The sequence below is a fragment of the Idiomarina solivarensis genome (genome assembly GCF_033052755.1).
Taxonomy (GTDB): domain Bacteria; phylum Pseudomonadota; class Gammaproteobacteria; order Enterobacterales; family Alteromonadaceae; genus Idiomarina.
On the sequence record NZ_JAVFHZ010000001.1, the window covers coordinates 718611 to 744573 of the forward strand.

General features: G+C 47.4%; 24 protein-coding genes and 5 tRNA genes. 21 read left to right on the plus strand and 8 right to left on the minus strand.

What is annotated here, in order from left to right; translation table 11 throughout:
* Positions 1-2: 2 nt before the first annotated feature.
* Genes prmC through hemA form a run of 3 tightly spaced genes read right to left on the minus strand, consistent with a single transcriptional unit; the run spans position 3 to position 3214 of the window.
* Positions 3-848 (minus strand): peptide chain release factor N(5)-glutamine methyltransferase, encoded by an 846-nt coding sequence (gene prmC / locus RBK99_RS03560; protein ID WP_317503262.1) that lies wholly within the window; start codon positions 846-848, stop codon positions 3-5.
* Entirely contained in the window at positions 845-1939 is a 1095-nt protein-coding gene (gene prfA, locus RBK99_RS03565) for a peptide chain release factor 1 (RefSeq protein ID WP_411161963.1), read from the minus strand. The genes prmC and prfA overlap by 4 nt, the downstream gene beginning before the upstream one ends.
* 3 nt (positions 1940-1942) lie before the next feature.
* Positions 1943-3214: a glutamyl-tRNA reductase gene (gene hemA, locus RBK99_RS03570; protein ID WP_317503263.1), complete on the minus strand. Its 1272-nt coding sequence runs from the start codon at positions 3212-3214 to the stop codon at positions 1943-1945.
* A 132-nt stretch (positions 3215-3346) separates the two neighbouring features.
* Here hemA and lolB point away from each other — a divergent pair, with 132 nt between their 5' ends.
* The 6 genes from lolB (at position 3347) to ychF (ending at position 8300) form a co-directional block, all read left to right on the plus strand.
* A complete protein-coding gene (gene lolB, locus RBK99_RS03575) occupies positions 3347-3979 on the plus strand; it encodes a lipoprotein insertase outer membrane protein LolB (RefSeq protein ID WP_317503264.1) in 633 nt (210 codons plus the stop codon).
* The gene (ispE, locus tag RBK99_RS03580) at positions 3961-4821 is read left to right on the plus strand and encodes a 4-(cytidine 5'-diphospho)-2-C-methyl-D-erythritol kinase (protein WP_317503265.1); all 861 of its coding nucleotides are present in this window, start codon (positions 3961-3963) and stop codon (positions 4819-4821) included. The genes lolB and ispE overlap by 19 nt, the downstream gene beginning before the upstream one ends.
* Positions 4822-4836: 15 nt before the next feature.
* Positions 4837-5784: a ribose-phosphate pyrophosphokinase gene (locus tag RBK99_RS03585; RefSeq protein WP_317503266.1), complete on the plus strand. Its 948-nt coding sequence runs from the start codon at positions 4837-4839 to the stop codon at positions 5782-5784.
* 138 nt (positions 5785-5922) lie between these two features.
* A complete protein-coding gene (locus RBK99_RS03590) occupies positions 5923-6591 on the plus strand; it encodes a 50S ribosomal protein L25/general stress protein Ctc (protein ID WP_317503267.1) in 669 nt (222 codons plus the stop codon).
* Between the two features lie 14 nt (positions 6592-6605).
* Positions 6606-7202, plus strand: coding sequence for an aminoacyl-tRNA hydrolase (gene pth / locus RBK99_RS03595; RefSeq protein ID WP_317503268.1), 597 nt, complete (start codon positions 6606-6608; stop codon positions 7200-7202).
* 6 nt (positions 7203-7208) lie between these two features.
* Positions 7209-8300, plus strand: a complete 1092-nt coding sequence (gene ychF / locus RBK99_RS03600; protein WP_317503269.1) for a redox-regulated ATPase YchF — start codon at positions 7209-7211, stop codon at positions 8298-8300.
* A gap of 49 nt (positions 8301-8349) precedes the next feature.
* On the opposite strand, the gene RBK99_RS03605 is transcribed toward ychF, so the two are convergent.
* From RBK99_RS03605 to RBK99_RS03620, 4 genes are read right to left on the minus strand one after another with little or no spacing between them, the layout of a single operon-like run.
* Positions 8350-8757 carry a group I truncated hemoglobin gene (locus RBK99_RS03605; RefSeq protein WP_317503270.1) on the minus strand — a complete coding sequence of 136 codons (408 nt, stop codon included), beginning with the start codon at positions 8755-8757 and terminating at the stop codon, positions 8350-8352.
* 9 nt (positions 8758-8766) lie between these two features.
* Positions 8767-9618, minus strand: a complete 852-nt coding sequence (locus RBK99_RS03610) for a DUF3034 family protein (protein ID WP_317503271.1) — start codon at positions 9616-9618, stop codon at positions 8767-8769.
* The gene (locus RBK99_RS03615; protein WP_317503272.1) at positions 9618-11918 is read right to left on the minus strand and encodes a bifunctional diguanylate cyclase/phosphodiesterase; all 2301 of its coding nucleotides are present in this window, start codon (positions 11916-11918) and stop codon (positions 9618-9620) included. Before RBK99_RS03615 ends, RBK99_RS03610 begins: the two co-directional genes overlap by 1 nt.
* A complete protein-coding gene (locus RBK99_RS03620) occupies positions 11915-12571 on the minus strand; it encodes a methylamine utilization protein (RefSeq protein ID WP_317503273.1) in 657 nt (218 codons plus the stop codon). The genes RBK99_RS03615 and RBK99_RS03620 overlap by 4 nt, the downstream gene beginning before the upstream one ends.
* A 173-nt stretch (positions 12572-12744) precedes the next feature.
* On the opposite strand from RBK99_RS03620, the gene RBK99_RS03625 reads away from it, so the two are divergent.
* The 7 genes from RBK99_RS03625 (at position 12745) to RBK99_RS03655 (ending at position 15453) form a co-directional block, all read left to right on the plus strand.
* Positions 12745-14127, plus strand: coding sequence for a class II fumarate hydratase (locus RBK99_RS03625; RefSeq protein WP_317503274.1), 1383 nt, complete (start codon positions 12745-12747; stop codon positions 14125-14127).
* Between the two features lie 24 nt (positions 14128-14151).
* Complete coding sequence (locus RBK99_RS03630) at positions 14152-14820, plus strand: SDR family oxidoreductase (protein WP_317503275.1); 669 nt, start codon at positions 14152-14154, stop codon at positions 14818-14820.
* 144 nt (positions 14821-14964) lie between these two features.
* Positions 14965-15041: transfer RNA gene (locus RBK99_RS03635), tRNA-Met, on the plus strand.
* 19 nt (positions 15042-15060) lie between these two features.
* Positions 15061-15145 (plus strand) — tRNA-Leu (locus RBK99_RS03640).
* Between the two features lie 20 nt (positions 15146-15165).
* Positions 15166-15240, plus strand: a tRNA-Gln gene (locus tag RBK99_RS03645).
* 37 nt (positions 15241-15277) lie between these two features.
* Positions 15278-15352: transfer RNA gene (locus RBK99_RS03650), tRNA-Gln, on the plus strand.
* 14 nt (positions 15353-15366) lie between these two features.
* A tRNA-Leu gene (locus RBK99_RS03655) sits at positions 15367-15453 on the plus strand.
* 77 nt (positions 15454-15530) lie between these two features.
* Here the strand turns inward: RBK99_RS03655 and RBK99_RS03660 are convergent.
* The gene (locus tag RBK99_RS03660; protein ID WP_317503276.1) at positions 15531-16673 is read right to left on the minus strand and encodes an FAD-dependent monooxygenase; all 1143 of its coding nucleotides are present in this window, start codon (positions 16671-16673) and stop codon (positions 15531-15533) included.
* Between the two features lie 107 nt (positions 16674-16780).
* Here RBK99_RS03660 and RBK99_RS03665 point away from each other — a divergent pair, with 107 nt between their 5' ends.
* From RBK99_RS03665 to leuS, 8 genes are all read left to right on the plus strand, one after another.
* Positions 16781-17650, plus strand: a complete 870-nt coding sequence (locus RBK99_RS03665; RefSeq protein ID WP_317503277.1) for a DMT family transporter — start codon at positions 16781-16783, stop codon at positions 17648-17650.
* Between the two features lie 79 nt (positions 17651-17729).
* A complete protein-coding gene (gene miaB, locus RBK99_RS03670; protein WP_317503278.1) occupies positions 17730-19169 on the plus strand; it encodes a tRNA (N6-isopentenyl adenosine(37)-C2)-methylthiotransferase MiaB in 1440 nt (479 codons plus the stop codon).
* Positions 19170-19184: 15 nt separating this feature from the next.
* A complete protein-coding gene (locus RBK99_RS03675) occupies positions 19185-20174 on the plus strand; it encodes a PhoH family protein (protein WP_317503279.1) in 990 nt (329 codons plus the stop codon).
* Entirely contained in the window at positions 20174-20665 is a 492-nt protein-coding gene (gene ybeY / locus RBK99_RS03680) for an rRNA maturation RNase YbeY (RefSeq protein WP_317503280.1), read from the plus strand. Before RBK99_RS03675 ends, ybeY begins: the two co-directional genes overlap by 1 nt.
* Positions 20662-21549: a CNNM family magnesium/cobalt transport protein CorC gene (corC, locus tag RBK99_RS03685; protein WP_317503281.1), complete on the plus strand. Its 888-nt coding sequence runs from the start codon at positions 20662-20664 to the stop codon at positions 21547-21549. Before ybeY ends, corC begins: the two co-directional genes overlap by 4 nt.
* Positions 21549-23060, plus strand: a complete 1512-nt coding sequence (gene lnt / locus RBK99_RS03690) for an apolipoprotein N-acyltransferase (RefSeq protein WP_317503282.1) — start codon at positions 21549-21551, stop codon at positions 23058-23060. The genes corC and lnt overlap by 1 nt, the downstream gene beginning before the upstream one ends.
* A 90-nt stretch (positions 23061-23150) precedes the next feature.
* Entirely contained in the window at positions 23151-23348 is a 198-nt protein-coding gene (locus RBK99_RS03695) for a hypothetical protein (RefSeq protein WP_317503283.1), read from the plus strand.
* A gap of 36 nt (positions 23349-23384) precedes the next feature.
* Entirely contained in the window at positions 23385-25961 is a 2577-nt protein-coding gene (gene leuS / locus RBK99_RS03700; RefSeq protein ID WP_317503284.1) for a leucine--tRNA ligase, read from the plus strand.
* Positions 25962-25963: the final 2 nt, after the last annotated feature.

Here is a 25963-nt window from a genome sequence, read left to right on the forward strand (position 1 = left end):
TATTAGTCTCTCTCCGCGCTGGCTTTCTTCCCACCGGTCACTCGTTCTACCCTAGCATAATCCTGCCAGCGGTTAACCTTTTTATAACCAGTTTTAAACAGTAGATCAATGACACGGTCTGCCTGCTGCCACCCTTGTTCAAGTAACAACCAGCCTTGGTCAACTAAATGACTTTTGGCCTGCTTAATAATAGTCTCAATATCGGCTAAACCGTTATTTTCTGCAATTAACGCCGTGTGCGGCTCAAATCGAACATCCCCTGTCGCCAAGTGCGGGTCGGCTGCCTCAATATACGGTGGGTTCGATAGAATTAAATCGAACTTAGGGGACTTTGGCACAGATTGGAGCCAGTTACTGAATAAAACGTCAACCTCTAAGCCTAAAGCAAGAGAGTTTCGCCGAGCTAGCGCAACCGCTTCCTCATTATGGTCACACGCAACCACTTGCCACCCCGGACGTTCCGACTTTAGCGCCAAAGCCACTGCACCTGTGCCAGTACCTAGGTCCAACACTCTTGCATTGTCCGGTAGTTTCAGACTCAGGGCGACTTCAACGAGGGTCTCAGTATCCGGGCGAGGAATTAACGTACTGTCATTAACTTCAAGCATTAACGACCAAAATTCACGACGACCAGTGATATAGGCGACTGGTCGCCCTTTCTGTCGCTCCGCAATGCAGTCTTTATACTGCTGTTGCTGCGCTTGTGTGAGTTCTCGCTCTGGCCAGGTTAGCAGGTAGGCCTTTTCTTTATCGAGCACAAAGCACAATAAAGCGGAAACATCAGCACCGGCATCCTCACTTTGACTTAACTGTTGTCTGCCCCAGATTATCGCTTGCTGCAGCGTCATTGTTGTCCTTCAGATAAGGCCGCAAGCTGATCCGCCTGGTGTTCGGTAATGATCGCATCCAATATAAGGTCAATGTCACCGGTCAACACTTCATCCAGTCGATAAAGTGTTAGGTTAATGCGATGGTCTGTCACCCGGCTCTGTGGGTAGTTATAAGTACGAATACGCTCCGAACGGTCACCACTACCGACTAAGTTCCGACGTGTGCTGTCCTCTTCGGCCTGGCGCTTTTCATCTTCCAGACGCTGTAATCTGGCTTGCAGAACCGACATCGCTTTTGCCCGGTTTTTATGTTGAGAACGCTCTTCCTGGCACTCAACAACCACGCCCGAAGGTAAGTGGGTAATACGAATAGCTGAGTCCGTACGGTTAACGTGCTGCCCCCCCGCACCGGAAGCGCGAAACGTATCAACCCGAAGGTCCGCAGGATTAATTTCAATCGCCTCGGCTTCCGGAATTTCCGGCAGTACCGCCACGGTGCAGGCTGAGGTATGAATACGGCCTTGAGATTCCGTCTCAGGAACACGCTGAACCCGATGTCCACCCGACTCAAACTTCATTCGGCCATAAACACCGTCACCGCTCATATGAGCGATAATTTCTTTATAACCACCATGTTCACCATCACTGGCGCTGACAATGTTGACCTTCCAGCCATTTTTTTCAGCGTAACGGCTGTACATGCGGAATAAGTCGCCAGCAAATATTGAGGCTTCGTCGCCACCGGCGCCAGCACGTATCTCGAGATAACAGGAACGGTCATCGTTCGGATCTTTAGGTAACAGTAACAGCTGTAGTCGGCTTTCCAACTCTTCTGCCGCTTCTTTTGCCTGCTTTAATTCGTCTTCCGCCATTTCCCGCATGTCTGCGTCATCGTCTTCAGCCATGTCTTTTGCTGCAGCTTGATCCTCCTGATTCTGGCGGTACTCTTCAAAACAACCAACCACTTCCTCGAGTTGCGAATATTCGCGAGATAGCGAACGGAAGCGATTTTGGTCACTGATCACATCGGGCTCACCCAATAAAGCCTGCACTTCCTGATAACGCTCAACTAACCCTTCTAGTTTGCGTTCAATGGATGGATTCAACATGTATTATTTGCCTTCTGATGGGTCAGAGGACTGCTCCGACCAAAGTTGTTGCAAAACGGCCAGCGTATATTGATCGTTATTTTCGCCGGCCGATTTCAGTAAATTTGTTGGTTTATGCGTAAGCTGCTGCACCAGTCTATGACTGAACCTTTGTAAAACCTCTGCAGGGTCTTTGCCCTGTTCAAGTTGTGCTAATGCTTTCTTTAGCTGCTCATCGGCTAAGGTTCGTGTGTGCGTGCGATATTCCCGCACCAACTCCACACTATTAAGAGACTTAAGCCAGTCATTAAACTCTTTTGTCTGCTGCTGAATAATAATTCGAGCTTCGCGCGCCGCCTGCTCTCTATTACGAATGTTTTCACTAATAATGCTTTGTAAGTCATCAACCGTATAAAGATAAGCATCATCAAGCTCATTAACCTGCTCTTCAATGTCTCTCGGAACCGCCAGGTCAATCAGTAACATGGGTCTGTGCCGGCGCTTTTTCAGCGCATTTTCGATGCTGCCTTTACCAACGATAGGCAACGTACTCGCGGTTGAGCTCACAACAATATCAGCCTGCGGCAATAACTCTGATAGTTCCGATAAACTATGGGCCTTAGCCCCAACCCGTTCTGCCATTTCACGAGCCCGCTGCAAAGTGCGGTTGGCCACAATAAGTTCGCTTACCCCATGCTGCTTCAAATGCTGAGCCACCAGTTCAGAGGTATCTCCGGCGCCAATCAACAATACCTTTGATTTCTCAAGGTTAGCAAAAATATGACGCGCCATAGAGACAGCGGCGTACGCAACCGAAACGGCATTTTGCCCAACAGCGGTTTCATTTCTAACGGTTTTTGCGACTCGAAAAGTTTGTTGAAATAGGCGTTCCAGAATACCGCCGACAGAAGCTTGCCGTTTAGCCGCCTGATAAGCCTGCTTTACCTGTCCCAGTATTTGAGGCTCCCCCAAAACCAGAGAATCTAACCCACTGGCAACCGACATGAGGTGAGTGATGGCTTGTTCATTTTGGAAGAGGTAGTGATGATTTTCCAGAGCATCCGGCGCTAAACTGTGGAAGCCGGTGAGCCAACCCAACAATAAATCACCAGACACTTCGCCGCGACAATAAAGCTCGGTACGGTTGCAGGTAGAAACGATAACTGCTTCTTCAACTCCCTGAAGATTCCGTATAGCTTGCAGCGCAGTATCAAGCTGCTCACCACTAAACGCGACTTGCTCGCGCAAATCGACCGATGCTGTTTTATGATTAATTCCAAGAGCTGAAATGGTCATCTGACTGTGAAACTCGTTATCCCAACGCGGCCAAAATCTAAGTTGTCCGATTGTACGTGAAAGCCTTAGTCATTGAAAGTCACAGCGCTTTCTGGTCAACTACTGGCATACCGATTAGACCAATAGAGAAATATGATTCAGCGCCGAGTTTTCTGGGTTTACTTCGTACTCATCACGTTACTGACTGGGTGTGCCCTGCCAACGCCATCAGAGCAGACAAGCAGCACTAAAGTAAACCCCGCTATCATTAACGCCCATCAACAGAGGCTCGAACAGCTGCAACAATGGTCTCTCAGCGGACGGATGGCCATTATTCAGAAAAAAGAAGATGAAAGAGACAGTTTCTATATTAATTGGCGTTATTTACCTCATCAGCAAGTGGTGCGTTTTTCTCACCCGCTAAAAGGTCAGTTAGCTAAGCTAACCATTGATGACAGTGGCGCTTTACTCATTGCCGATGAGCAAGAACGTTGGGCGTCGTCAGCCGACGCCCTGCTTTATCAACTCTTGGGCGTTGCAGTGCCTTTCGAGCAATTACATCGCTGGGTATTGGGTAAAAAGACAACCGCATTAACCTCTATTCAGTTCCACAACGACGGAACGTTAGCGCAGGCAAAAGTCGTTAATCACGGTCAAAAGTGGCAGCTTAACTGGTTTTACAGTCAGACGGTCTCTCAGGCGGTTACGCTGCCGGAGCAAATCCATTTAGAAAACTCGACGTTGTTAATAAAGGTACAAGTGAATCAATGGCAGCTACCCAAATAACCCTTCCCGCGCCGGCAAAATTAAACCTTTTTTTGCATATTACCGGTCGTCGCCCAGACGGTTATCACAATTTACAAACTGTTTTTCAGTTTCTGGACTACGGCGACACACTTAAATTTCATGCAAGAGATGACGAAAAATTCGAACTCATTGATGAAACAAGTCATATTCCCAAAAGTGACAATTTAGTGTGGAAAGCACTCACGGCAATTCAAGGGGCATATCACGACAGAAGTATTCGTCCGCTTCCTGCATACACCATTGAATTAATAAAAAGGCTTCCTCAGGGAGCAGGCCTTGGCGGTGGTTCGTCCAACGCTGCCACCGTTCTTGTTGGCTTAAATAACTTGTGGGGAAACCGGCTTTGTACTGCAGAGCTAGAGGCAATAGGCCGAACACTAGGTGCTGACGTGCCTGTGTTCATTCATGGACAGGCCTGTTTTGCTGAGGGTATCGGCGACATTTTCACTGATATTTCTCCGCCAACCCCTTTTTATTTAGTGATTAAACCGGACGCATCTATCAGTACCGCCGCTTTATTCTCTCACCCAGCATTACAGCGTGACTGCACACCCGTTACCGCTAAAAACTGGCAAAATGAAAAAGTAACGAATGTATTTGAACCTGTGGTCTGCGATTTGCATCCCGAAGTTGCTAAGTTACGCCGTGCCTTGCTAGAATACGCACCGACTCGGCTCACTGGCAGTGGAGCATGTCTTTTTTCGGAATTTGAAACAAGACAAGCCGCAAAGGAAGCGCAACAGCATATCCCTAACGGGCTTTGCTCATTTATCGCTCAAGGCCAGAACCGTTCACCACTTATCCAGACATTAACCCAATAAAAGTCGAGGTATGTTGTGCCTGACATGAAACTTTTCGCCGGCAACGCCACTCCTGAGCTAGCCCAGAAAATCGCCGATCGCCTTTATATCAAACTTGGTGAAGCGTCCGTTGGTCGCTTTAGCGACGGTGAGATCAGCGTCGCTATTAACGAAAACGTCCGCGGTTCTGACGTCTTTATTCTTCAATCTACTTGCGCTCCTACCAATGACAACTTAATGGAACTCATTGTTATGGTGGATGCATTGCGTCGTGCATCGGCCGGTCGTATTACCGCTGTAATGCCTTATTTCGGCTACGCTCGTCAGGATCGCCGGGTTCGTTCAGCGCGTGTTCCTATTACCGCCAAAGTTGTAGCAGACTTTTTGTCCAGCGTTGGTGTTGACCGCGTATTGACCGTTGATTTGCACGCAGAGCAAATTCAGGGCTTTTTCGACGTACCGGTTGATAACGTTTTCGGCACACCCGTCCTGTTAGAACATATGCGCCAGCAAAACTTTGATCACCCGGTTGTTGTGTCACCTGATATTGGTGGTGTCGTTCGCGCCCGCGCGTTTGCAAAACTTATGGATGACACCGATTTAGCTATCATCGATAAACGCCGCCCTTCTGCAAACGTATCTCAGGTTATGCATATTATTGGGGATGTTAAAGGCCGCGACTGTATTATTGTGGATGACATGATTGATACCGGTGGAACCCTTTGTAAAGCTGCAGAAGCGTTGAAATCACACGGAGCGAAACGTGTCTTTGCTTACGCTACTCACCCGGTATTCTCTGGCGATGCCGTGCAAAACATCAAAGACTCAGAAATTGATGAAGTCATTGTTACCGACAGTGTTCCCTTAAGTAATGCCATGAAAGAAACCGGTAAAGTTACTCAGCTAACCTTATCTGGCATGCTCTCAGAAGCATTACGCAGAGTGAGTAACGAAGAATCCATTTCGGCAATGTTCGATTACTGATTGTTGTAATTACTTCGGCTCAGTGCTAGTATTGCGCGCCCTTAGAAACCGGCCACGTCGTCGGTTTCTAAGTTTCTGGGTCAGCTCTTGGTCGCGAGCGCTGACAAATAAAAACCTTAAACATTGAGAGGCCACATCATGGCTGAATTAGATTTTAACATCCAAGCTACCGTCCGCACGGACAAGGGGAAAGGTGCGAGCCGCCGCCTGCGTCACGAGGACAAAGTACCAGCGATTCTATATGGTGGTAAAGGCGAGCCAATCGCACTAGCATTGGATCACAACAAAGTGAATAACATGGCCGACTACGAAGCCTTTTATTCGCACATTTTGACGCTAGAGTTTGATGGTAAAAAGCATCAGGCAATCCTTAAAGACATGCAGCGTCACCCGTATAAGCCTAAATTAACCCACTTGGATTTCCAACGTGTTGAGAAAGGCCACAAACTTCACACCAACTTACCTCTGCACTTCTTGAACGAGAAGACCGCTAAAGGTGTTAAAGATGAGGGCGGTGTTGTTGTTCACCACGTGAACGATGTCGAAATCACTGTATTGCCGAAAGACTTACCAGAGTATCTGGAAGTTGACATTGCTGAGCTGAACGTTGGCGACACTATTCACCTGACCGACTTGAAATTGCCTAACGGCGTTGAGTTAGTTGAGCTGACTAAAGGTGACGACCACGACCAGGCGGTTGTATCTATTACTGCACCTCGCGTTGAGAAAGAAGAGACCGAAGAAGATACAGTAGCACCTGGCGACGTTCCTGCTGAAAACAGCAAAGACGACGCTGACGAAGAGTAAGTCAGTCTCCTGCTATGGGAACTGAAGTAAAACTGCTTGTGGGCCTGGGAAATCCGGGCCCCGAGTATGAAAGAACTCGCCACAACGCTGGTTTCTGGTTAGTCGAAGACTTCTGCAGACGCCATGCAATTACACTTTCCCCCGACGCAAAAAGCAAAGCCCTTATTGGACGCTGGCAGAACGGCGCTCATGATCTTCGCATTGTATTACCACAAAACTTTATGAACCGAAGCGGATTCTCGGTCGCAGCTCTGGCTAATTTTTATAAAATACCCAGCAGCGAGATTTTAGTGGCATACGATGAGCTCGATTTACCCCCGGGCATTGCTAAATTTAAGAAAGGCGGAGGTGCTGGCGGGCACAACGGAATTAAAGACATTATTGCCCAAACGGGAGGACAAGACTTTTTGCGCCTGCGCATTGGCATTGGTCACCCGGGCGATAAAACGAAAGTGACAGGTTTTGTTCTTGGCAAAGCCTCAGCAACTGAACAGCGGCTTATTGATGATTGCATTGATGAAGCCAGCCGCAGTATCGACACATTAATGGTGGATGGCTGGGGGCCTGCATTGCAGCGTCTTCATAGCTACCGCCCTGAACAGAAAGGCTAAATTCTCATGGGATTTCGATGTGGTATCGTAGGTTTACCAAACGTAGGTAAATCCACTCTCTTCAACGCACTGACAAAAGCAGGCATTGAAGCTGCAAACTTTCCTTTTTGTACCATCGAACCAAACACAGGTGTCGTACCTGTGCCTGATCCTCGCCTGGACCAGTTAGCCGCTATCGTAAACCCCGAGCGGGTTATCCCGACAACCATGGAGTTCGTCGATATTGCCGGGCTCGTCAAAGGTGCTTCAAAGGGTGAAGGCTTAGGTAATCAGTTTTTAGCAAACATTCGCGAAACCGACGCTATTGGTCATGTGGTACGTTGTTTCGAAGATGACAACATTGTTCATGTCAGCGGTGGCATTGATCCTGCCGATGACATCGATACCATTAACACTGAGTTGGCACTAGCCGACTTGGACTCGGTTGATAAGTCTTTATATCGCTTAGCTAAAAAAGCAAAAGGCGGAGACGCTCAAGCCAAAGCCGAAATAGCCGTGCTGGAAAAACTTAAGCCCGCACTTGATGAAGGTCAAATGGCTCGCTCGGTTGAATTAAGTAAGGATGAACGGGCAACCATTCGTTCGTATAACTTATTGACGCTAAAGCCGACCATGTACATTGCCAATGTCAACGAAGACGGTTTTGAAAATAACCCGCATCTGGACAAAGTACGTGAGATTGCAGCCACTGAGAACGCCGTTGTTGTTCCTGTCTGCGCTGCTATTGAATCTGAAATTGCAGAGCTGGATGAAGCTGACAAAGAAGAGTTCTTAAGCGAACTAGGTCAGGACGAACCGGGTCTTAACCGTGTCATTCGTGGCGGCTATGAATTGTTAAACCTGCATACTTATTTTACTGCCGGTGTGAAAGAAGTTCGCGCCTGGACGGTTAAAGTAGGTTCGACCGCACCACAGGCCGCCGGACGTATTCACACTGACTTTGAAAAAGGCTTTATCCGTGCCGAAATTGTCGGTTATGACGACTATATAGCCAATAATGGTGAACAAGGCGCAAAAGATGCCGGTAAATGGCGTCTAGAAGGGAAAGAATATATTGTCAAAGACGGTGATGTCATTCACTTCCGTTTTAACGTTTAAGTTATTGACGTGTGGCTCGTAATCAGCGAGCCACACTTTTATCTTCCAACTACTCTTCAACAATGTCTTCATGCATTGGCGCCAACAGGCCCAGCAGCTGATTCTGCGCAGAAACCGGAACATCCTGCTTTTCCATAGCGGCAATCAAATGTTCAACTAGAGCATTAAAATCAGCGTTATCGACCCCCATATTACGATGAGACGTCTTCATATCCTCACCACTGTAATTACAGGGGCCACCACTTAAATCGCATACCTGCTCACTGATCAATTTGTGCACACGCATAATATCGACGCCGTCAAAATGATGGGCTATTCGTTCGTCACCACCCACTCGGTAAAGCATTCCCTCCACAATGGTTTCAATCCCCTGCTTCTCACCAAGCTGCTGATATAAGTTCTGTGCAAAGGTTAGTGGTGTGAATAACAATAACGCCAATAAAAAACTTGTTCTCATAATGTCTCCTTAAAAGGCCGCCTGAACCGATAAATACCAACCAGTTTGATCATCTAGCCCCGCTATTGAGCCTAAATCGGTGTAAGCACCCACAATTGATACCTGTTTGTTTGGGAAGTAGGCAACAAAAATATCTTTCCAGTCTTGCTCTTCAGCAAAGTTTAAATTGTCTGGTTTCTGCCGGTATTCAACACCCACGGCCCAGTAACGGTTCAGAAAAGTAGCGACCGAGGCCTCAGCTAACCATTCTCGGCTATCTTCTTTATCTCCGCCAAAACCCAACAAGCCAATCTGATTAGCTTTGCTTGAACGCACGGTTAAGTTCGCTACCCAGGTACGATGAAACGGTCCGTCCAACCAAGCTTTGGCAGCACTGACATACCAGTCCACACTGCTGTCATCCTGAGAGCCAACAGCTGCAGGCAGCGCATAGTCGTTATTCTTTTTATATTGGGCACCAACACTCACCTGAGGTAGGTCACCATAAATAAGATTACCGGCCAGGCGCACTTTTGTACCAATAATGGTTTGGCTAAGTTCCCCGCCAATAGTAGACAAATCAAACGTTTGCTCGGCATACGACACCTCAACGCGATTATCCCAGCTGACACTCGCCCCTTGTACGCTTAGCCTAAAGTCGTCTACGGCCACTTCACTTAAATTGACCGTAGCGCCGAATTGCCCCTCCCCTGCGTAACTGCTTAAAGTTGCCCAGGGCACGATTCCGCCGCCTGCGGAACCTTCAAGTGTACTGGCACCGCCGGTTGCTAATAAGCGCGAGCCATCGTCAGCAAAAACTTGTGGAGTAATAAACAGAGCACTCGCCAGCAGCACACTATTCGCGTATAACCGGTTCTTCATTATTCATCCCCATCCATTTTTTTGTGGTCGTTCAGATAGTCAAGAAACTCAGGAATTGGTAACGGTTTACTAAAAAAGTAGCCTTGCAGCTCGTCACACTTAAGAGCCTGTAGCACCTTCCAGCTTGCTTCATCCTCAACGCCTTCAGCAACAACATGTAATCCCAGCTCATGAGCTAACTGAATGGTCGAGCGAACAATAGATTTGTCCATTTCGTGCTCACTCAAATATTGTACAAAGGCTCTGTCGACTTTTAATTCTTCCACCGGCAAACGTCGCAGCTGGGCCAGCGACGAGTGGCCCGTACCATAGTCATCAATCGATATTGAGAACCCTATGCGATTTAACGTCTCTAAACGTGCTATCGCATTTTCAGGATCTTCCATCACCGCACTTTCAGTCACTTCCAAAACTAAAAGCTTAGGCAACTCGGGGAAATCGTTTATTAGGTTTTCAAAAAGCAGAGGTAAAGCGTCGCTTAATAAATCGACCGCAGACAGGTTAATACTCAATTTCAGCGCGAGTCCCTGCTGATGCCACTGATGAAGCAACTCTGTCGACTTCCTGCACACCCATTCCGTCAGCTCGGTAATGGCTCCGGACTGCTCCGCTAACGGAATAAACTCATCGGGCCCAACAAAGCCAAGTTTTTCACTTTGCCAACGCAACAGAACCTCAGCCCCGACAACACCGCCAGTTTGGCAATTTATTTTCGGTTGCAGTACCAAACGCAATTCTTCATCTTCTACAGCCTGCTTCAATGATTCAATGATCTGTAACCGGCGCATGTGTTGCTCATCCAGGCCGGTTTGGTATTCAATAGAAAAACTCTGTTGCAGTTTCGCCTGCTGAACACTCACCTGTGCACGACGAATAAGCAAATCCACCTCACTGCCATGTTCAGGAAAATGAACAATACCCAGGTTAAAGGCTAATTTGTAATCACTGTCGCCTACTTTAAACGGAGCATCGAGAGAGGCTTTTAGCTGTTTAACGCGGTCTGCAGGATCGAGATTACGCACGTCATTAGAATAAAGTATGGCAAACTCATCACCACCAACGCGAGCCAATAAGGCAGGGTTGTCACAGCATTGCTGTAGGCGCAAGGATAGCTGACGCAAGATATCATCACCGACTTCTTGCCCCACACTGTCGTTCAACACGCGAAATTGATGAATATTCAACAATAGCAAAGACCCACTGTACCCTTGGCTGTCTAAAAGTCGTTCCAGTTGACTGCGGAAAAAGCGGCGATTAGGTAAATCAGTCAAATGGTCATGGGACGCTTGATACGAAATTCGTTGTTCGCGTTCCGAAATAGCTTTGCGCATGCTGCCAAAAGTATCAGCCAACTCACCGAATTCATCATCGTTTAATGATAAGTCAGACTCGCTGTAATCGCCTTGCTGCAACTTTTTGGCCGCTCCGGATAACTGCTGCAGGGGTCGGGAAACGCCACGCGCAATAATTGTAGCCAGCAACATGGCAACAGCTAAAGCCGCTACAGCAATCAAGATAATTTGCCAGCGTAAACGGGTAAACTCCGCCGTTGCCGCGTCTAACGATGTGGTCATCACCACATGAACAGATTCGCCAGAACCTGCATCGAGTAAAACTTCATTACCCGCGAATTCATATCTTAATAACCAGTCACTCAGGGCTTCAGGATCCTTTTTCAATACCTCGGCTAAAGACACTATTTGTTGCTGTGTCAGACTTGAGGCGACCACCTCTCTCGAACTCTCTAACCAAAGACTAATATCGGCATTAGCCAGACTTTTCAATTCTTGAGCTAAATCCGAGTCTATTTGAAAACCGAGAGTTGCCCAGGCAATTAAATTGGGCGCATTAACCGGCACAGTAACCAACTGAAACAGCTTGCCTTCTATAACCGCTAGCTCACGGTTTAGGCCCGCAGTGCGAGGATTGACTTGCAACTGCTCAAAAGCGTGTGTAGACGCTATTTCAGTACCATCGGGCGTTTGCAAAGCCATAAGCTCGGCTTCTATACGCTCACCGTGGTTAACCAGTGCCGAAATAATGGTGTCTCTGTCTTGTGAAGAAACCGCTCGTTTAAACCCAAAGTCATCGGTCAAGACTTTGGCGGCTTGTAGCAATTGAGCACTGCGACTATCCAGTAACTCTCTAAAGACTCGTTCACTCACGCTAAGCTCACGCTCAATCGAACGATCAAGTTGGTTCTCAGTTGCAACCCATACAGCGGCCAGAGCAACCAGCAGAGCACCGGAAACGAGTCCCGCCAGAATAGCGATTAGGCGGGTTCTAAACTTTGTTATCATTGATTGCCTTTGCGGTTAAATCGTTGCTCCAGTCGCGAAAGCTCTTTCTTTTCTTTTTGGGGAGGTGAAACTTGCACTTGTCCGGTTAACCTTCCGGAGGTTCTGGCTAACGTGATCTTTTGCGCTTGTGATAGCTTGTCGCCCATCCAATAGTGCCAGACTGTCACGTCCTTTAGCGTTTCGCCTTCAGGAATAGTAAGTTCAGCCACCCCTTGTTCATTGGTCACCGTAACGTCGTATTTATCACTCACCACCACATAAGCAATCATTTGATCATGAATATTACAGCCCATGGTCACAATGCCTTCTTTATCAAAGTTTACGCTTGGCCTTTCTTTATCCGAGTACAGTTTTAATTCAAAACTTTTGGCGTCGGAGAACGAGTAAACGTGGTGACGAATATTATCGCTGTTAGGGAAAACAACATCGGTTCCCGGCTCAATAGCACTCACTGTTGGAGTAAATTGCTTATCAACCTGATCGACAATAGCCTCCTTCTCACCTTTAAGTGATGTTTTCGGGCTGTCGATTAAAACCGCCGCATTGGCGAGTGGCTCGCCATTGGCTGCTAAAATTTTAACGGTGACCGTTTCAGCCGTTGCATTTTGAATGCCTAACACCAGTAGTAAAACCGCAATAGACCAAAGCTTCACACATTACCCCTTAAAAGTTTTGTCACGATGCTCGCACAACTCACTCAACCGTAACCGAAAAATCAAAACTGCGCTATGATTCATAGTACGTATTAATGATCCACAATGGTTCATTATTGGTAATTTAGACAGACACGCATTCACTCATCAGCGTGATGACAGGAGGGATATCAATGAGTCAGGATTATCGCACAGAGCAAGACAGCATGGGCGAAGTCAAAGTCCCCCAAGACGCACTGTACGCAGCCCAAACCCAAAGGGCCGTTGATAACTTTTCAATAAGCGGCTTAACCCTGCCGGCCAAATTGATACAAGCAATAGCCATGGTAAAAGCCAGTGCAGCAAGTGCTAACGCTAAAATTGGTCAATTAAAAGCAGAGCAAGCCAAGGCGATAACTCAGGCCGCTCAAGAAATCATCGACGGAGATCATTTAGAACACTTCCCCATCGATGTTTTTCAAACGGGTTCCGGCACCAGCTCCAACATGAACGTGAACGAAGTTATCGCCAATCTGGCCAAAAAGAAAGGCGTTGAGATTCATCCCAACGACCATGTGAACCAAAGCCAGTCAAGTAACGACGTTATTCCTACAGCCATTCAAATTTCCAGTGTATTGGCTGTTGAACGACAACTGCAGCCAGCCTTAAAAGAGTTAATTGATACGATACGTAAAAAGGCCATTGAGCTACGGAACGTTGTAAAAACTGGCAGAACCCATTTAATGGATGCTATGCCAATGACTATGGCGCAAGAGCTGGAAGCCTGGGCTGGGCAGTTGGAGGTGACTTCTGAGCAGCTGCCACAATTACTGCAGCGAAGCCGAGTGCTTCCTCAGGGCGGAACGGCAATAGGCACTGGGATCAATGCGCCAAAAGAGTTTGCAGCTGAGTTCGCTGACGCCTTAAGCCAATTAAGCGGAACCGAATTTAAGCACTCAGCGAATCCGTTTACTGGTATTGCCGGACAAGAGGTGAACCTGCAACTCTCTTCACAACTCAATACGTTGGCGACAACCCTGCTTAAAATTAGTAACGATTTACGCTGGATGAACAGTGGTCCACTGGCCGGTCTTGGCGAAATTAAGCTAACCGCGTTACAACCCGGAAGCAGCATTATGCCGGGTAAAGTAAACCCCGTGATACCTGAAGCCGTAGCTATGGTCGCCGCGCAAGTTAACGGCAACCACACCACAATCACTACCGCCGCTCAGCAGGGTAATTTTCAATTAAACGTTATGTTACCCGTTATTGGTTACAACCTACTGCAGTCAATCGACTTACTCAGTAACAGTTGCAGTACTCTGGCAAGTAAGGCGATAGCTGACTTTGAAGTAAACGAAGATCGACTGCAGCAGGCGTTAGCTAAAAACCCTATTTTAGTAACCGCGCTTAATCCGGTCATCGGCTATAACAAAGCCGCTGAAATTGCCAAAGTCGCTTATAAAGACGGACGGGCCATTATTGACGTCGCTGATGAAATGACGGATTTAGGCCGCGAACGTCTGGAACAACTGCTGGATCCTAAAAAGCTAACTGAAGGTGGCGTGAGCGAATAACGTCAGGAACATTTGGAGTGAAAAATGAGTCAACAACAGGTTTTAATTACCGGAGCAAACCGCGGCATTGGCTACGAATTTGCCCGCCAATATGCTGACAAGGGCTATAAAGTCACTGCGGTTTGTCGTAACAACTCAAAGCAACTCACTGAGTTAGATGCCGATATTATTGAAGGCATTGATGTAACGAAAGCTTCCGATCTTCTTCGTCTTACTGAAAATCTCGGCGATAAGAGAATTGATATATTGGTTAACAACGCCGGCCTTTTGCACAAAGACGTACTGGGCGAAATTGATGCCGGCAATATCCGTGCTCAATTCGAGGTGAATGCTTTAGCCCCGTTGAGAGTAACCGAAGCTCTACTTCCAAACTTAAAAGACGGTAGCAAGGTCGCGTTGATAACTAGCCGAATGGGTTCAATTGCGGATAACGGCTCCGGCAGTCGCTATGGCTACCGTATGTCAAAAGCGGCTTTAAATGCAGCCGGAAAATCTCTCGCGCTGGACTTAAAAGACCAGGGTATTGCCGTTGTTTTACTGCATCCCGGCTTCGTTCAAACCGATATGGTGGATCACGCGGGTGATATTCCACCAGAAACGGCAGCCGAACGTTTAATGCAACGTATTGATGAGCTTAATTTGAATACGACCGGACAGTTTTATCATAGCAATGGAGAAAGCCTTCCCTGGTGATTTGATGTCTTTTTAGACAAATCACTGTTTTTTTGCTCAAACGCGCTCGTTAATCTCGTTTTTTCTCAAAAATAGGTTGACGGGCTGCGGAGCGATTTGCATAATACGCGCCGCACTCACAGAGAGCGATAAGTAAAAAGGTATGGCTACGTAGCTCAGCTGGTTAGAGCACAGCACTCATAATGCTGGGGTCGCAAGTTCGAATCTCGCCGTAGCCACCAACCTTTAACTGATTATGATGCGGACGTGGTGGAATTGGTAGACACGCTGGATTTAGGTTCCAGTGCCTCACGGCGTGAGAGTTCAAGTCTCTCCGTCCGCACCAACTCTCAGAGCAGCTAAGATTGGGGCATAGCCAAGCGGTAAGGCAGCGGGTTTTGATCCCGCGATTCCCAGGTTCGATCCCTGGTGCCCCAGCCATTAGTTGTTTCCAAAAGTGATTGCAGTCCTAGTAGGATGGGGCATAGCCAAGCGGTAAGGCAGCGGGTTTTGATCCCGCGATTCCCAGGTTCGATCCCTGGTGCCCCAGCCATACTAACTACTGTTGCGGTGGTGGCGGAATTGGTAGACGCGCTAGCTTCAGGTGCTAGTGTCCGCAAGGACGTGGGGGTTCAAGTCCCCCCCTCCGCACCACATTACTCGAGTGTTCTTCTGCTCAAGTAAGAGTGGAAAAACAGAAAGGCCACCATCAGGTGGTTTTTTTGTGCCTGTTATTCGCCTACGGCCTGTTGTAAGACCCAACGCTTAACCCAAGGAACAGCAGCCACTTTCAACGAAGCCGCTGTTGCAATCTGCAGAATTGGATTACTGCTGCGCCAGCCAAGCTGTATCGCATCCATCACTCTCATCATTTTTGCATTTTCACCCCGACGAGTACTTTCATACTCAACCAGGGCTGAATCTTGTGACTTTTGAAGTAATGCTTCAATTAAGCAACGAACATCAGAAAAGCCCAGGTTAACACCCTGCCCCGCCATTGGATGAATACTGTGCGCTGCGTCGCCAAGTAAGGCTACAGAGCCCGCTTTCACGTAGTTTTTTGCATGTTTTCTTTGCAGTACAAAACTGGCACTTTTCAGTACGCGAAAGTCACCGATATGAGGAGAAAAGGTCTCCTCCAAGTGTGCTTCAAGCGCTTTTTTATCTTTTTCGAGAGAGTTGATATTGTCTCGTATACCGTAATCAATGAGACAGGCCTGCTGTTCAGTCAGAGGCAATAACGCATAAGGGCCTTGCGGACGAAACACTTCCCAGGTTTCCGGCTCTATTGGTTTCTCTAGACTGACATTCGCCAACAAACAGCGCTGATCGTAATCCCAGCCACGATAATGAAACCCGGCCAGTTTGGCCACTATAGAGTTAGCGCCATCACACCCCAGTAAGAGGTCATAGTTTACTATCTCGCCCTGACTTAACACCACAGACCGGGAATTCACGTCAACTTCATCCAGAGTTTTATCGGTGACTAACCGGACATTTTTCAACGCTCTTAATTTTGCCCATAACGCTTGCTGCAATGCATTGTTTTCTACCATTACACCCAGTTGAGGTAAGTCCACTTCGTTTGCATTAAAGCTCATACGGTGGCCACCAAGTGACGTCACTGTCAACTGCTGATAACCAAATACTCTTTGCTCACGTATACAGTCACCGATGCCTAACGCCAACAACCATTGCCAATTGCTGTTATTGACAGATGAGATACGCAAATCCCACTCAGGGTCATTATTCTTATTCGGGCTGGGTGGTCGGGGTTCTAATAAGGTAACAAAGCACCCTTTTTGCGCTAATGCTAACGCTGCCGATGCCCCTACCATTCCACCACCATTAATGACTACGGATAGCTCTTTCATTGACTGTGCTTTAACCCCGTATGTTTCGTGCCAGCCCTTATAAATAACACATCTCCTTAAGAATTTCCGTTATCATAGACAATAATAAGCTGTTCAGAGTGTTTTTTATGCAAACTAGGGAAAGTTCACAAAAAGCCGTTATTATTGCTTCATTGCTTATTTTAAGCGCTGAGGCGAGTTTTGCCGGTGTCAGTGCTCTGGTTAAATACATCAGCCAGGATCAGCCGTTTGAGCAACTGGTTTTCTTTCGAAACTTAACCGCTTTCCTGGTCCTGTTTCCCTGGTTGTGGCGTAAAGGTATTGGCAATTTAAAAACGCAACGCCTGAAGTTACACCTTGTGCGCGCCACCGCCGGAATCGCGGCGATGTACTTATTTTTCTATGCTATTGCCACAATTCCACTCGCACAGGCCACCCTGGTGTTACTGCTCTCGCCGTTTCTTATTCCCGTAATTGGTTGGTTATGGTTACGCGACTATGTGGCAAGACAAACCTGGCTGGCTATCGCACTGGGTTTCATTGGCGTCTTCATATTTCTTGATCCTGTGAACAGTGAACTTTCCCCGGTTATTGGTTTAGCCTTTTTAGCCGCCGCCCTCGCCGCATTTACAAAAACGGTTATACGGCGCATGTCAGATACAGAATCAACCAGCAAAATTGTGTTTTATTTCTCAACTCTGGCAACTATTGCGTCGGGTATTCCTTTACTGTGGTTGTGGCAGCCAATTCCTACTCAGCATTGGTTCGGCATTATTGTCCTGGGGCTGCTTGCGGTTTATGGCCAGTTGGCCATGACCAAGGCTTTTTCCATTGCTCCCCCAGCGAAAGTAGGTGTGTTCACCTACAGCTCCGTTCTATTTGCCGCACTACTGGGTTACTGGTTGTTTGGCGAAGAACTTGCCTGGCATATGTTGTGGGGTGCGTTAATCATTGTTGTTGCAGGGTATTTTGCCATACGCACACGGCGTAAAAGTTAATCACTGCAAACTTGGCAATCTACCCCAATACGCGATAAAATAAGCGTCTTATACGAAATCAATCAACCATCGAGTGGTCATGAGTAAGAAGTTATATATCAAAACCTGGGGTTGCCAAATGAATGAGTACGATTCCACCAAAATGGCGGAACTGCTCCATTCAACCCACGGCTACGATGTTGCCGAAGAAGCCGAAGACGCAGACTTAATTCTGTTGAACACCTGTTCCATCCGTGAAAAAGCACAGGAGAAGGTATTTCATCAGTTAGGGCGCTGGAAAAACCTAAAAAAGAACAATCCCAATTTATTAATTGGCGTTGGCGGTTGCGTTGCTTCCCAGGAAGGTAATGAAATTCGCGCCCGTGCGCCGTTTGTCGATATTATCTTTGGCCCTCAGACGCTGCATCGCTTGCCAGAGATGGTAAACCAGGTCAGTGAAACTCATGCGCCCATGGTTGACGTCTCTTTCCCTGAAATCGAGAAATTTGACCGTCTGGCAGAACCTAAAGCCGATGGCGCCAGTGCCTTTGTTTCCATTATGGAAGGTTGCAGTAAATACTGTTCCTTTTGCGTTGTGCCTTACACGCGCGGCGAAGAAGTCAGTCGCCCGGTTGACGATGTCATTTATGAAATTGCACAGCTTGCGGAGCAAGGCGTTCGCGAAGTTAACCTGTTAGGACAAAACGTTAACGCTTACCGCGGTGAGCATTACGATGGTGCAGTTTGTCGCTTTGCGGAACTGCTACACATGGTCGCTGCAATCGACGGTATTGACCGTATCCGTTATACCACGTCGCATCCGGTTGAGTTTACAGACGATATCACCGAAGCCTATAAAACTATTCCGGAACTGGTCAGTCATTTGCACTTGCCGGTACAAAGCGGTTCAGACCGGATATTAACCATGATGAAGCGTGGCCACACGGCGTTGGAATACAAGTCTAAAATTCGTGCGTTGAAAAAAGCTCGCCCTGATATTGCGATGTCTTCAGACTTTATTATTGGTTTCCCCGGCGAGAGCGATGCCGACTTTGAAGCCACAATGGATCTTATTCAGGCTATTGACTTCGATATGAGCTTCAGCTTTATTTATAGTGCCCGCCCCGGTACTCCGGCGGCCGATTTACCTGATGATATCAGTGAAGACACCAAGAAAAGACGTTTACAGCTTTTGCAACAGCGTCTGAACCAACAGTCTATGGCGCACGCTCGCCGCATGCTGGAAACAGAACAACGCATTCTGGTTACCGGACCGTCGAAAAAGAACCCGATGGAACTAACCGGACGTACTGAAAACAACCGGGTTGTAAATTTCGTTGGTCAGCCCCATATGATAGGTCAGTTCGTTGATGTCCGTATCACAGAAGTTCTCCCCAACTCTTTACGTGGTGAGTTAATTCGTGAAGAAGCCGATATGGGACTGCGTATTGATACGGCGCCAGAAACGATTTTACAACGCGGCAAGTCGAGCGAGCCAGATGAGTTAGGTGTTGCCCGAATGCCACGACAAGCCAGTTAAGTAAAGAGGAAACGATTGAGCCCACAAACACAGACACTTGATTTTGAGTTGGAGCCGGCAGATTCAAGTCGGCTTTCCAATCTTTGCGGCCCGTTAGATGAAAATCTAAAGCATGTGGAACGCCGGCTAGGTGTAGAGATAACGCATCGCGGTCACCAGTTTCGATTGATAGGTAACGCTGCCAGCGTTTCTGCTGTTCATAAGCTGCTACTTGATCTCTACGTTGAGACAGCCACAGTAAAAGGACAAGAAGGTCAGGTTGACCCAGAACAGGTTCACCTTGCTATTCAACAAGCAAAAGTCCTTGAACAAGGCGATGAGCAAGGCGATCCAGCAGCCGAAAAAATGACTCACATCAAGACCAAACGCGGCTTAATCAAACCCCGGAATCATAATCAGGCGGGCTACGTTCGGGCCATCCTCGCACATGACGTTAATTTCGGAATAGGGCCCGCCGGTACCGGTAAAACCTATCTGGCAGTTGCATGCGCCGTCGACGCGCTGGAACGCCAGGAAGTACGCCGTATTCTTTTAACTCGCCCCGCAGTTGAAGCTGGCGAGAAATTAGGTTTCCTGCCGGGTGACCTGGCTCAGAAAGTCGATCCTTATCTGCGCCCTCTTTATGACGCCCTATTTGAAATGCTCGGCTTTGAGAAGGTTGAAAAGCTCATTGAGCGAAACGTTATTGAGGTAGCGCCACTCGCTTATATGCGCGGCCGGACACTCAACGACGCCTTCATTATTCTGGATGAAAGCCAAAATACCACTTGCGAACAAATGAAGATGTTCCTGACTCGTATAGGTTTCAACTCCAGAGCCGTTATTACGGGAGACATTACTCAGGTTGATTTACCCCGTGGCCAACGGTCAGGGTTAAGACATGCCATTGAAGTGCTGAATAAAGTCCCTGATATCAGCTTTACCTTTTTTCAAGCCGGGGATGTGGTTCGTCATCCGGTGGTCCAGCGCATTGTTCAAGCCTACGAAGAATTTGATAAAAGCTAATGGCTGATCTAACTCTCGATTATCAACTGGCTGACGGTATTCCCAACGCACCAGATGAAAATGCTGTCTATTCCTGGGTAGCTGCGACCTTAGATTACCTTGAGCAAAATGACAAAGCCGTCGAATTGACGGTACGCGTTGTTGCAATAGATGAAGCTCAAGAACTGAATCTTGAGTTTAGAAGCAAAGATTACGCAACCAACGTTTTATCCTTCCCTTTTAACAGTCCAGTGGAATTGCCCATCATTCTTCTAGGTGATTTAGTCATCTGTCAAAACGTAGTCGAGCGCGAGGCGAAAGAACAGCAAAAGTCAGCCATCGCCCACTGGACGCATATGGTGATACACGGTACTCTCCATTTATTAGGTTACGATCATATTGAAGAGAACGAAGCAGAAGAAATGGAACAAATTGAACGTAACATCTTAGCGGATCTGGGCATACCCGACCCGTATCAAACGACAGACAACATGGAGCTTAACACTCAATGAGCGACGACAACCCCCACTCAGCCAACGGCTCATCGGGAAAGTCCTGGGCAGCAAGATTGTTGCAAGCATTTGCCGGTGAGCCGAAAAGCAGAGAAGAACTCGTCGATTTAATTCAGGACGCTGAAGATCGCGATCTGATAGACAACGATACCAGAGAGATGATTGAAGGCGTACTTGATGTTGCAGAACTTAAAGTACGTGACATCATGATCCCACGCTCACAGATGGTCACAATTGACATTCATCAAAGCGTCGATGAGTTTTTGCCTATCGTTATCGATTCTCAACACAGCCGCTACCCCGTTGTCACCGACAATAAAGATCACGTTGAAGGTATTTTGCTGGCGAAAGATTTGCTCAGCTACGGCTTCAATATGACTGACGAGGCGTTTGCCCTTGAAAAAGTCATGCGCCCTGCGGTTATCGTTCCGGAAAGCAAGCGAGTTGATGTACTACTCAAAGAGTTTCGCTCCAACCGTTATCATATGGCTATTGTGGTGGACGAGTACGGTGGTGTGTCGGGTCTCGTTACTATTGAAGATATTTTGGAAGAGATAGTTGGCGAGATTGAAGATGAAACAGACGCTCAAGCAGATAATGAAAAAGCCAATATCCGCCGTCTTAGTCCGAGCCGATATTCAATTAAAGCCTTAACCACCATTGAAGACTTTAACCAATACTTCAATACCAACTTTAGTGATGAAGAGAACGATACCGTCGGTGGCCTTGTTGCTCACGGTTTTGGGCATTTACCCCAGACGGGCGAAGAAGTGGAACTGGGTAATATGACATTTAAAGTCACTAATGCGGATAAAAGACGTATTCAACAGCTACAAGTCAGCATAAACTCAGACAACGATACCTCTGCGGAGTCTGAGCAGTAATGATGAAGCTTACAGAAAGCGTACAGCGCTCTTTGCTTTTACTGCTTTGTGGCGCTGTCCTTACGCTGGCTTACTCGCCTTTCTATTGGCATTGGTTACCCTTTATTGTTTTACCGGTAGTCATTAGGCTAATTTGGCCACTGGCTCCTAAGCGGGCGTTCCGCGCCGGATTTATTTTTGGTCTGGGATGGTTCAGCGCAGGCTTAAGCTGGATTTACGTCAGCATAGATCAATATGGCGGTGTCCCGATTCCGGTGACACTTTTACTCCTTGCCCTGCTATTTTCCTATTTAGCCCTGTTTCCGGCCTTCGCTTTCTGGTGCTGGCAAAAGCTATCACACCGTAAGTTTGCGTGGCGCTTTAGTCTTCCATTTTTCTGGCTTATCGCTGAATTATTACGTGGGCAGCTGCTAACAGGTTTCCCCTGGTTAAGCCTGGGATACACTCAAACGGACGGTATTTTTAGAGGGTTAGCGCCTCTTATAGGTCAAACGGGTATTACCGTTGCCCTCTGGTTTTCAGCTTTGGCTATTGTTTTAGCAATAAAGCTGAAAAGGATATCACCGTTAATGATTCCGCTTATTTTACTTACCTGTGCGGTCGTTTCCCCGCGGATACAACCGACCGACAGAGAAGCCGAGCCAACATCCGTATTATTGGTGCAGGGCAACATTCAGCAGTCACTTAAATGGCAGGCTGAGCAACAATGGCCCAATATATTACGCTATCTGGATTTAACTCGTCCTAAGTTTAATCACGATCTGGTCATTTGGCCTGAATCTGCCATCACAGCATTAGAGCCATACGCAAGTGATGTTCTTAATACAGTTGAACAATCCGCCAGTATCAACGGCTCAGCATTAATCACCGGTATTATTGATTACGATCGACTTAACGACGACTTTTACAATTCCGTCATTGTGCTGGACGATGAAAGCTACAGCTATGGAAATGCTAACCGCTACCAGAAACATCAATTGCTCCCTATTGGCGAGTTTGTTCCTTTTGAGGACCTACTGCGTCCTTTAGCGCCCTTATTTAACCTACCAATGTCTTCCTTTAGTCGAGGCGGTTATCAACAACCGAACTTGCAGGCTAATGGCAGAAACCTTGCTATGGCAATCTGCTATGAAATTGCGTTTGCAGGACAGGTTCGTAGCAATACATACGCGGATACCGATTTTCTGGTAACTATCAGTAATGACACTTGGTTCGGAGACTCTCATGGCCCCTGGCAGCATATGCAAATAGCTCGTATGCGGGCGATGGAATTAGGTAAACCTTTACTTCGGGCAACCAATAACGGTGTCACTGCCATTGTTGACGAACACGGCAGCTATATCGACCTGGCTCCACAATTTAAAGCCACCACACTCTCTGCAGAAGTTTATGCGGTGCAAGGTTCTACCCTATTTAATACGCTCGGCAACTGGGGAGCAATTGCTCTGGCCTTGCTCGGCCTGTTACCAGCTATCAGAACAAAACGTGTTAAGAAAAGCGTTCAGACATAGTCATTCGACGCGAAAATCAGTACACTATTAACCAGTTAAACAGAACGACTTTTTTACTCTTCTTTTCCATTTTTCTACAGGGATATCATTATGGAAAATATATTTGATGCCATTCTTTTTGCGGTGCTTATTGCTGCAGGTGGTCTTGGATTGAGCTCTTGGCTGATGCTGTTCGGAATTGATAAATCACAGCCAGCCGAAGTCAAACAGCGCTCAGTGTTTGAGTACGGCTTTTTTGGCCTGGCAGGCATTATCATCATGTTTCTTATGTGGTACGCAATTAGCTAAGTCGACACTTCAATTCAACCGGAATCAGCAGGAATTATGCAAGAACAATACAACCCGAGCAAAATAGAGTCTGCCATGCAAAGACTCTGGCAGAAACAAGACGTATTTACGGCTAAAGAACAACCCGGCAAAGACAAGTTCTATTGCCTCTCAATGTTCCCCTACCCCAGTGGTAAGCTGCACATGGGTCACGTTCGTAACTACACCTTAGGTGACGTTATTAGTCGTCACCAGCGTATGCTTGGAAAAAACGTCATGCAACCTATGGGCTGGGATGCTTTTGGGTTACCTGCTGAAAATGCCGCAATACAAAACAAAACGGCACCGGCTAAATGGACTTACCAGAATATAGACTACATGCGCGAGCAGTTGAAAAGCCTGGGCTTTGGTTACGACTGGGCTCGGGAACTGGCTACCTGCTCGCCAGATTACTACCGCTGGGAGCAATGGTTCTTCACCAAACTTTATGAAAAAGGGTTGGTGTACAAAAAGAATGCAACCGTTAACTGGGATCCAGTCGATCAAACGGTATTAGCCAATGAACAGGTTATTGATGGCCGTGGTTGGCGTTCTGGTGCAAAAGTCGAGCAAAAAGAAATACCTCAGTGGTTTATCAAAATTACCGACTACGCTGAAGAGCTATTGAACGATCTCGATCAGCTTGATGGTTGGCCAGAGCAAGTAAAGGCCATGCAACGTAACTGGATTGGTCGTTCCGAAGGGGTCGAAATTGACTTCAATGTTGCTTCAACTGAGCAAACCCTCAGCGTTTATACAACTCGCCCGGACACTTTGTACGGCGTCACTTATATGGGGGTTGCTGCACAGCATCCATTAGCTATTGAAGCGGCAAAAAGCAATCCGGAACTCGCTGATTTCATTGAAGAGTGTAAGAACAGTAAAGTCGCTGAAGCCGACATCGCAACAATGGAAAAGCGGGGCATGGACACCGGTATTAAAGCCGTTCATCCTATGACGGGCGAAGAAATCCCGGTTTGGGTCGCGAACTTTGTTTTAATGGATTATGGCTCAGGTGCCGTAATGGCTGTACCCGCTCATGACCAGCGCGACTGGGAGTTTGCAACAAAGTACCATTTAGAAATTCGGCCAGTAATAGAGCCAATGAGTGGCGATAGTGATATAGAGAAAGCCGCTATTACTGAGAAAGGCACCGTCATTAATTCCGGTCCTTATAACGGCATGAGCTCAGCCGCAGCTTTTGACGCTATTGCAACAGAGCTAAAAGAAAAAGGTATTGGCGAACGTAAAGTAAATTACCGCTTACGCGACTGGGGAGTTTCACGCCAACGTTATTGGGGAACCCCTATTCCAATGCTTAACCTTGAGAATGGCGAGTCCGTGCCAGTACCGGAAGATCAGTTACCGGTAAAACTGCCCGAAGATGTGGTTATGGATGGTGTCAACTCACCAATAAAGTCAAACCCAGAATGGCGTAAGACTGAATACAAGGGTCAACCAGCAGAGCATGAAACGGACACTTTCGACACCTTTATGGAGTCCTCCTGGTACTACGCCCGTTATTGCAGTGCGCAAACCGATGACGCCATGCTTGATCCGGAAAAGGCCAACTATTGGTTACCCGTTGATCAATATATTGGCGGCATAGAGCACGCTATTTTGCACTTATTATATGCACGCTTTTTCCATAAGTTACTGCGGGATACCGGCTTGGTTAATTCTGATGAGCCGTTTAAACGCTTGCTATGTCAAGGAATGGTGCTTGCCGACAGCTATTATCGCGAAGATGAGAAAGGCGGTAAACAATGGGTATCTCCTCTCGATGTTGATATTGAGCGAGACGATAAAGGCGCGATAGCCGGAGCAAAACATAAACAAGACGGCCAGCCGGTAAATATCGGCGGCATGAGCAAGATGTCAAAATCCAAGAACAACGGTATTGACCCACAAACCATGGTAGAGCGCTATGGCGCAGATACAGTACGTTTGTTCATGATGTTTGCAGCACCACCGGAAATGACTCTGGAGTGGTCAGACTCCGGAGTCGAGGGCGCGCAACGCTTCTTGCGCCGTTTGTGGAAACTCACTTACGACTTAACTAAGGCGGGCGGTGCCGGCAACGGTCATAGCTTAAACGCGAAACAGAAAGAGTTGCGTCGCGAGCTACATAAAACCATCGCCAAAGTCAGCGACGATATGGGTCGGCGCCAGCATTTCAATACCGCCATAGCGGCTATTATGGAGTTGCTCAATCACTTACAAAAAGCACCGTTAGAAAGCGAAGCCGATCGCCAGGTTGTAGCGGAATCTATTGATGCTATGGTGCGCATGCTTGCGCCTATCACGCCACACATTTGCGAACAGTTATGGCAAGAGTTAGGACACGAAGAGCCGTTAGCATTTGCCGATTGGCCGAGTGTCGATGAAAGCGCGTTGGTTGAAGATGAAAAGCTGATAGTGGTTCAAATAAACGGTAAGGTTCGCGCTAAGTTGACCGTGCCGGCTGATGCATCCGCAGAGCAAGTAGAGCAAATTGCTTTTGATGAGGAAGCAGTGCAAAAACACACTGAAGGTAAAGAGATTCGTAAGAAAATCTATGTGCCTGGAAAAATCCTCAACCTCGTTGTTGGGTAAAT

Coding starts and splice junctions, on each gene's coding strand:
- prmC (WP_317503262.1), bottom strand. CDS start 848: ATGACGCTGCAGCAAGCGATAATCTGGGGCAGACAACAGTTAAGTCAA.
- prfA (WP_411161963.1), bottom strand. CDS start 1,939: ATGTTGAATCCATCCATTGAACGCAAACTAGAAGGGTTAGTTGAGCGT.
- hemA (WP_317503263.1), bottom strand. CDS start 3,214: ATGACCATTTCAGCTCTTGGAATTAATCATAAAACAGCATCGGTCGAT.
- lolB (WP_317503264.1), top strand. CDS start 3,347: ATGATTCAGCGCCGAGTTTTCTGGGTTTACTTCGTACTCATCACGTTA.
- ispE (WP_317503265.1), top strand. CDS start 3,961: ATGGCAGCTACCCAAATAACCCTTCCCGCGCCGGCAAAATTAAACCTT.
- RBK99_RS03590 (WP_317503267.1), top strand. CDS start 5,923: ATGGCTGAATTAGATTTTAACATCCAAGCTACCGTCCGCACGGACAAG.
- pth (WP_317503268.1), top strand. CDS start 6,606: ATGGGAACTGAAGTAAAACTGCTTGTGGGCCTGGGAAATCCGGGCCCC.
- ychF (WP_317503269.1), top strand. CDS start 7,209: ATGGGATTTCGATGTGGTATCGTAGGTTTACCAAACGTAGGTAAATCC.
- RBK99_RS03605 (WP_317503270.1), bottom strand. CDS start 8,757: ATGAGAACAAGTTTTTTATTGGCGTTATTGTTATTCACACCACTAACC.
- RBK99_RS03610 (WP_317503271.1), bottom strand. CDS start 9,618: ATGAAGAACCGGTTATACGCGAATAGTGTGCTGCTGGCGAGTGCTCTG.
- RBK99_RS03615 (WP_317503272.1), bottom strand. CDS start 11,918: ATGATAACAAAGTTTAGAACCCGCCTAATCGCTATTCTGGCGGGACTC.
- RBK99_RS03625 (WP_317503274.1), top strand. CDS start 12,745: ATGAGTCAGGATTATCGCACAGAGCAAGACAGCATGGGCGAAGTCAAA.
- RBK99_RS03630 (WP_317503275.1), top strand. CDS start 14,152: ATGAGTCAACAACAGGTTTTAATTACCGGAGCAAACCGCGGCATTGGC.
- RBK99_RS03660 (WP_317503276.1), bottom strand. CDS start 16,673: ATGAAAGAGCTATCCGTAGTCATTAATGGTGGTGGAATGGTAGGGGCA.
- RBK99_RS03665 (WP_317503277.1), top strand. CDS start 16,781: ATGCAAACTAGGGAAAGTTCACAAAAAGCCGTTATTATTGCTTCATTG.
- miaB (WP_317503278.1), top strand. CDS start 17,730: ATGAGTAAGAAGTTATATATCAAAACCTGGGGTTGCCAAATGAATGAG.
- ybeY (WP_317503280.1), top strand. CDS start 20,174: ATGGCTGATCTAACTCTCGATTATCAACTGGCTGACGGTATTCCCAAC.
- corC (WP_317503281.1), top strand. CDS start 20,662: ATGAGCGACGACAACCCCCACTCAGCCAACGGCTCATCGGGAAAGTCC.
- lnt (WP_317503282.1), top strand. CDS start 21,549: ATGATGAAGCTTACAGAAAGCGTACAGCGCTCTTTGCTTTTACTGCTT.
- RBK99_RS03695 (WP_317503283.1), top strand. CDS start 23,151: ATGGAAAATATATTTGATGCCATTCTTTTTGCGGTGCTTATTGCTGCA.
- leuS (WP_317503284.1), top strand. CDS start 23,385: ATGCAAGAACAATACAACCCGAGCAAAATAGAGTCTGCCATGCAAAGA.